The sequence below is a fragment of the Cryobacterium glaciale genome, from assembly GCF_004402535.1.
GTDB classification, from domain to species: Bacteria; Actinomycetota; Actinomycetes; order Actinomycetales; family Microbacteriaceae; genus Cryobacterium; species Cryobacterium glaciale.
In genome coordinates, this window is sequence record NZ_SOEY01000005.1 from 1 (window position 1) to 5,842 (window position 5,842).

Below are 5,842 nucleotides of genomic sequence, written 5' to 3' on the forward strand. Positions count from 1 at the left end.
TCGAGCTGCCACATTTCCATCGGATGCGACCGGGCGAACCTCAGCCAGGCACCGCGGGGGCGCTTACGGGGATTGGTTTTCGTCAGGCCCGCCTCGGCGAGAATTCGCCCGATGGTGGGCACCGACGGGAGCACGTCCCCGAACTCGTTGGTGTCGACACCCTCGAACCAGATCGACTGCGGACCGTTGTCCCACCCGGACTTTCTCAGCCGTTCCCGAAGACGCAACACCACCACTCTCGTCTGATCCCCGTGGATTCTCGCCGGGGTTTTTGGTGCCCGCGAATGCGGGTTCAACGCCTTGTTGCCCTCGGCAAGATAGCGCTTCTTCACCTTGTAATAGGAGGGCCGGCTGATACCCAGTCGCTTGCAGAATTCCGAGATGCTCACCCCGTCGGGCAGGTCAGGGTTGAACTCGATGATCTGGCGGCGAATCGTCGCCGTTAATGTATTTGGCACCTCCCATTATCGAGAAGTACGTCATCAGCCGCGGACCAGCCGCGACCCTTGCTACCTGTCAGCGATGTCGTGAGAGATCCTGTTAGCGATGTGTTGAGCGAGGTCGTAAACGATGTAGTGAGAGATCACGTACCATCAGGCGCTACTCGCCACATGAGCATGAGCATGGCCACCGCCACCGTTCAGGACATCATCGAGGCCGGCCGGCAGGCATCGCTGACCAGCACGGTGTTGACTGAATGGGCGGAGAAAGGCACCCCGAAACAACGTGAATACCTGCACGGGCTGCTCCTGGCCGAGCACGATTCCCGACAGGAATCACGCCACCAGCGGCTCCTGAAGTCTGCCCGGCTACCGGCGTTGAAGTCCTTGACCGGTTTCGACTACTCGAACGTCAAGTTCCCCGAGAACTACGGCCGTGAAGCGCTGACATCGTTGGAGTTCATCAACCACGCCGAATCCCTCGGCCCTCCCTCACCGGCGAGGGATCAGTTCGCCATTCCTGCGCGTAACGAAAGTTAGCCGTGTAGATCTCGCCGAGATCGCCGCTTTTGATCATCTCGTGGGCGAGTCGGACGGCCGGCACGAATCGGTAGTTGAAACAAGTCAGGTGCTTCACCCCCGCCGACAGTGCCGCTTGCTCGAGCGCGACTGCTTCGCCGACTGTCGCGGCCAGCGGCTTCTCGCACACAACGTGCTTGCCTGCCCTGATCGCGGCGAGTGTGGGTTCGAAATGCACCGCATCGGATCCGACATTATCGAAGACGTCTATTTCAGGGTCCTCGACGATGTCACGCCAATCCGTCGTGTAGTTTGCCCAGCCGTACCTCGTGGCGGACTCGCGCAAAGAGGCTTCGGAGCGGCCGGCAATCGTCCGAAGATCGATCTGCGCTCCTCCGGGCCAGAAGATAAGGGAAGGGTTTTGGGAGCGTTGCTGTGGGCCTTGCCCATGAAACCGTGACCGAGCATCCCGAACTTCAGAGCCTGTTGCTTAATGCAAAACACGCGTCGGACCCACACCATATGTGGGCAGTTTCGACCGAGGGGACATCACATATTGTGGTGATTCTCCGAGCAAAAGCCATTCTGCAACAGGCTCTTCAGGACAGGGCGTTCGTCCTGGGGCCGTGGGCTCAAGCTCATGCGCACAATCCTCCGGAAACCTTCTCTGCCTCGATCTGCGCACGGATCGACTTGAGGTAGGCGATGCTCTGGGCCACGTTCTCCTCTTCCGGGACCTGGTTCCAGGGGGAGGCTAAGAGGTCGAGTTCGATGGCCAGCGAACCGGTAAAACCACTCTCGTCGAGCACTCGAGCGACGGAGAGCAAGTCGACTAGACCTTCGCCCGCGGGGCAGGAAGGCCAGAACGTGAACCGATCGGATGGGCTTCCGCCGCGTCGGCTGATGATGTCCTTCGTGTGTGTGGCGACGGTCACTGGTGCGAGCCTCCGGGCGGCCTCCACGGGGTCTTCGAAGAGCCGAAGCGCATTGCCGGTATCAAAGTTGACCTTCAGGTTGTCCGAGCCGACGCCGTCCAGAATGTCGAGAATTTCCTCTGATGTGAAGTCAATGTGGTTCTCGATTGCCAACGTAACCCCATTGTCTTCCGCGACGCGCGTGGCCTTCTTCAGCATTTTTACGGAAGCGGCAATCTGGGGACCGTGGTCTTCGTTCACGTAGAGCATACTCGATGCTACGATCCGCATGATCGATGCACCGACCTTCTCGGCCCGGGGGATGTGACGGATCAGGTCTTCGAGAGCGCCCTCGTCCTGTCCGCGGTGGAGCCCATCCGGGTGACCCCATCCGATTACGCGGCGCAATCCCGCTTCATCGAGCCGGTCCTTGATCGCCGCGCAGTACGTGTCGTCGAACACAGGGAAGAATATGGTTTCGAGGGCGACCTCGTCGACCTCGAGAGATATGGCGTACGGAACAAAGTCGTCCTTCATGTCCCAACGTGTGCCGGGATCGATCTGTAGCCCCTCGGCATACATCTCGCCGAAGTAGCGGTGGAAACTGTAGCTATCGATTCCGACGAGCATGCCATCAACTCCGATGTTTGGGAGGCGCAAGCCTCTATTGGCCCTTGGTAGCAAAACTACCCCGAATTGCAAAAGATACGCAAGCGCCCCACGAAAAGTCCCGATATCCGTGCTTGCATGGGCACTTGATGTGCCCTTATTGTAAGAAAGCTACACGTTGCGTGGGACGCGGCGTTGACCAGCAATGACGTGAAACGAGGAGCAATCGTGAACATGGCTTCCGAACCATCCGTGGGGAAAGTGCTTATCACCCCGCGGTCAATCACGGGCGCGGGCGTCGAACTCGTTCCGGAGTTGGAGCCTCTTCGACGTGCCGGCTACGAAATCGTCGCACCCACGCCCGGGCGCTCACCCTCGGCCGAGGAACTCCTCAAGATTGTTCCTGGGTGCGTGGGCTGGCTAGCCGGGGTCGAACCTATATCGGAGCAAGTGCTGGAAGCAGCACGAGAATTACGAGTCATCAGTCGCAACGGCACTGGTACAGACAATATCGATGTTGCCGCAGCCGCGCGCACCGGAGTCACGGTCGTTCGCGCCGCTGGCGCGAACGCGCAGGCTGTGGCCGAGATGACCCTCACCCTGGCCATGTCCTGCCTGCGCGGCGTACCCTGGTCAGCGGCGGCACTTCGAGCAGGGGGCTGGCAGCGCTGGGAAGCAAAGGAACTGTCCGACTGTGTCATCGGGGTGGTGGGGCTTGGCGCCATCGGCAGGAAAGTCGCTTCGGCCTTCTCCGCACTTGGCGCGACCGTCATCGGATACGACCCGTTTGCTTCCGAGACGGGATTCCGGACGGTCACGCTCGACGACTTGGTGTCGCAAGCCGACGTGGTCACTTTGCATGCACCGCCCCCGGCAGACGGGGCTGCCCTGATCAATGCAGAGAGACTGGCTCTCTTTCGACCGCAATCCGTCCTCATCAACACAGCCCGAGCGAGCCTCGTTGACGACGGCGCCGTTCTCAACGCCCTCCGGGAAGAGCGACTTGGCGCATACGCCGTCGATGCTTTTGAGATCGAGCCTCCCGCTTTAACCGAGTTGCTTCTGCACGAGCGCGTACTCGCGACTCCCCACATCGGCGCCTTCACCGGTGGAAGTGTACGGCGAGCAACCACCCAGGCCGTACAGGGCCTCCTCGATGTCCTGACGACAACAAAGGCCCACGAAACCGACCAGCAGCGGAGTGCAGCAGATGCCACATCCTGATCGCCTTCTCGAGCTTCGCGAAGCAGGAATAGTCGCCGTCCTGCGGGCACCCAATACGGAGGCCGCCCTACGGGCGGTCGATGCGCTCATCGCAGGCGGAATCACCGCCATCGAGGTGACGTACTCGACGCCGGAGCCGGCCCGCGTCATCCGCGAGATCATCCGAAATCACGGTGATGCGGTCTACATTGGGGCGGGCACGATCGTCCATCCCGGCCAGGCTCGGGAGGTTGCCGAGGCCGGTGCGCGTTTTCTCGTCAGTCCGGGCACCGCTCCTTCCTTGGCGGCCGAGATGATAGCGACCGGCGGTGTTGTGATGCTGGGCGCGATGACTCCAAGCGAGGTAATGCTGGCGACTTCTCTCGGCGCGGACGCGATCAAGATATTCCCCGCCTCCCTGGGCGGACCTGCCTATCTCGGATCGCTTCGTGGCCCCTTCCCGGAAGTGCCCCTGATGCCGACCGGGGGGGTAACCGCCGCGAATATTAGCCAATGGTTCGCGGCCGGAGCAATTGCGGTCGGAGCCGGAAGTGACCTGTGTTCACCAACGGCAATGGCAGAGGGGGACTGGGATCGCATCGAGGCGACCGCTCGATCCTTCAGCTCGGCCTTGGCAGAAGCCAGAGGACGATGAGTCACATCCGGACAGTGCTTGGGGATGTCGCCGCAGGGCTGCTTGGCCGCACGAACTACCACGAGCATCTGTTCCAAGTTTCGCCGCTCCTGATCGGCGACGAACTGGATGACGAATTACGGAGCGCTGCCGAAGCCTCTCTGCTGGGGCGATCGGGCTTCGATGCGATGGTGGATATGACACCAATGGGCTTGGGACGCCGACCCGAGGCACTTGCGCGTATCAGCGCCGACACCGGGTTGATGGTGGTAGCCACCACCGGAGTTCACCGTGACGAGCACTACGCGGTGGACTCATGGGTCAGAGCGCTGAGCGAACAAGAGCTCCGCGATCGGTTCGTCTCCGACATCCGGAACGGCATGCCTCGGGAAGACGCTAGCCAGGACAGCGGCACCGCCCTCCACCAAGGCCTGCCCGTTCGGGCGGGGATGCTCAAAGCCGGAATCGGCTATTGGAGCGTGTCCTCCTTCGAACGACGCGTGCTGAGCGCCGTCGCCGCGGCGCACGTCGAGACGGGTGCGCCTGTGACTGTGCATCTCGAGCACGGCAGTGCAGCGTTCGAGGTGCTCGAACTACTCTCCGGCGACGGGGTGCGCGCCAATGCGGTCGTGCTCGCCCACATCGATCGGAACCCGGACCCCGGATTGCACAGTGAACTGGCCGCAGCCGGAGCGTATTTAGGATATGACGGTTTCGGTCGATCGCGGACCTGGCCGGACTCGGTACTCCTGGAGTGCGCCCAGCGGGTCGCCGAGAGCGGTCAAGCCAACCGGATTGTCATCGGCGGTGATGTTGCTAGACGTACTCGATATCTCGCTTACGGGGGTATGCCAGGCCTTCAGTACCTCGGACTGAAAGTAATACCTCGACTGGAGACGATTCTCGGAGCCGATCTGCTTCAGGAAGTACTTGTCGAAAACCCTGCTCGTCTTCTGGCAAGATTCCGCCCGGCACCGGACTGACCAGCTGCAGCCAATCGGTCTCGTGGGGCGCGAGCGGATCTTCACGCTCGCGCCCCACGAGACCGCGCTTAGGACTCGCGTCGGAATAACGTAGGTTTTTTGGCTCTCCTGACGTAACCGTGGGTCCGTTGGGAGCGCCTTAACGGCCGCACGCCGCTCTCGGCCTAGGTTTCTAACTGTCAAAGGTAAGAAACTCGGGAACGGAAAAAGCGGCGTGCGAACTCTGAGAATATGGCGAACCCTCCTCGGTGTCGAGAACACGTTCGTCGAGGACATCGATCTTGATCTGGAGGGCAGGATTCTGATTGCGTCGGTGCGTCCGATGGCGCCGAGGCGGAACCGATGCGGATCCTGTCAGAAGCGCAGCCCACGCTACGACCTCGGTGATGGGCGGCGTCGCTGGCGAGGGTTAAATGTGGGCTCAATTCAACTGCACCTTGAAGCTGACGCACCCCGAGTGTCCTGCCGCGTCCACGGCGTGACCGTCGCCGCCGTGCCGTGGGCTCGGCACCAAAGCGGCCACACCCTGTTCTTTGACGA

The 5,842-nt window shown here is 61.4% G+C and carries 8 protein-coding genes; 5 read left to right on the forward strand and 3 right to left on the reverse strand.

The features are described from left to right. A partial coding sequence (locus E3O06_RS01690; protein ID WP_166788061.1) for a helix-turn-helix domain-containing protein occupies positions 1-458 on the reverse strand: 458 nt, incomplete at its 3' end. 165 nt (positions 459-623) lie between these two features. Here E3O06_RS01690 and E3O06_RS01695 point away from each other — a divergent pair. Beyond that, positions 624-980: a P-loop NTPase family protein gene (locus E3O06_RS01695; RefSeq protein WP_134501310.1), complete on the forward strand. Its 357-nt coding sequence runs from the start codon at positions 624-626 to the stop codon at positions 978-980. Here the strand turns inward: E3O06_RS01695 and E3O06_RS18335 are convergent. Then, positions 904-1,305: a Gfo/Idh/MocA family protein gene (locus E3O06_RS18335; RefSeq protein WP_166788062.1), complete on the reverse strand. Its 402-nt coding sequence runs from the start codon at positions 1,303-1,305 to the stop codon at positions 904-906. The two genes, E3O06_RS01695 and E3O06_RS18335, sit on opposite strands and share 77 nt — an antisense overlap. A 292-nt stretch (positions 1,306-1,597) precedes the next feature. Next, entirely contained in the window at positions 1,598-2,503 is a 906-nt protein-coding gene (locus E3O06_RS01705; RefSeq protein WP_134501311.1) for a sugar phosphate isomerase/epimerase family protein, read from the reverse strand. Between the two features lie 213 nt (positions 2,504-2,716). Between E3O06_RS01705 and E3O06_RS01710 the strand changes: the two genes are divergently transcribed. The 4 genes from E3O06_RS01710 to E3O06_RS01725 all read left to right on the forward strand — a co-directional run. After that, positions 2,717-3,706 carry an NAD(P)-dependent oxidoreductase gene (locus E3O06_RS01710; protein ID WP_241979806.1) on the forward strand — a complete coding sequence of 330 codons (990 nt, stop codon included), beginning with the start codon at positions 2,717-2,719 and terminating at the stop codon, positions 3,704-3,706. Then, positions 3,693-4,340, forward strand: a complete 648-nt coding sequence (locus tag E3O06_RS01715) for a bifunctional 4-hydroxy-2-oxoglutarate aldolase/2-dehydro-3-deoxy-phosphogluconate aldolase (protein ID WP_134501312.1) — start codon at positions 3,693-3,695, stop codon at positions 4,338-4,340. Before E3O06_RS01710 ends, E3O06_RS01715 begins: the two co-directional genes overlap by 14 nt. Beyond that, the gene (locus tag E3O06_RS01720) at positions 4,337-5,302 is read left to right on the forward strand and encodes a phosphotriesterase family protein (protein ID WP_134501313.1); all 966 of its coding nucleotides are present in this window, start codon (positions 4,337-4,339) and stop codon (positions 5,300-5,302) included. Before E3O06_RS01715 ends, E3O06_RS01720 begins: the two co-directional genes overlap by 4 nt. Before the next feature lie 214 nt (positions 5,303-5,516). Further along, positions 5,517-5,842 (forward strand): transposase family protein (locus E3O06_RS01725; RefSeq protein WP_134501314.1); only part of this gene is annotated, 326 nt, incomplete at its 3' end.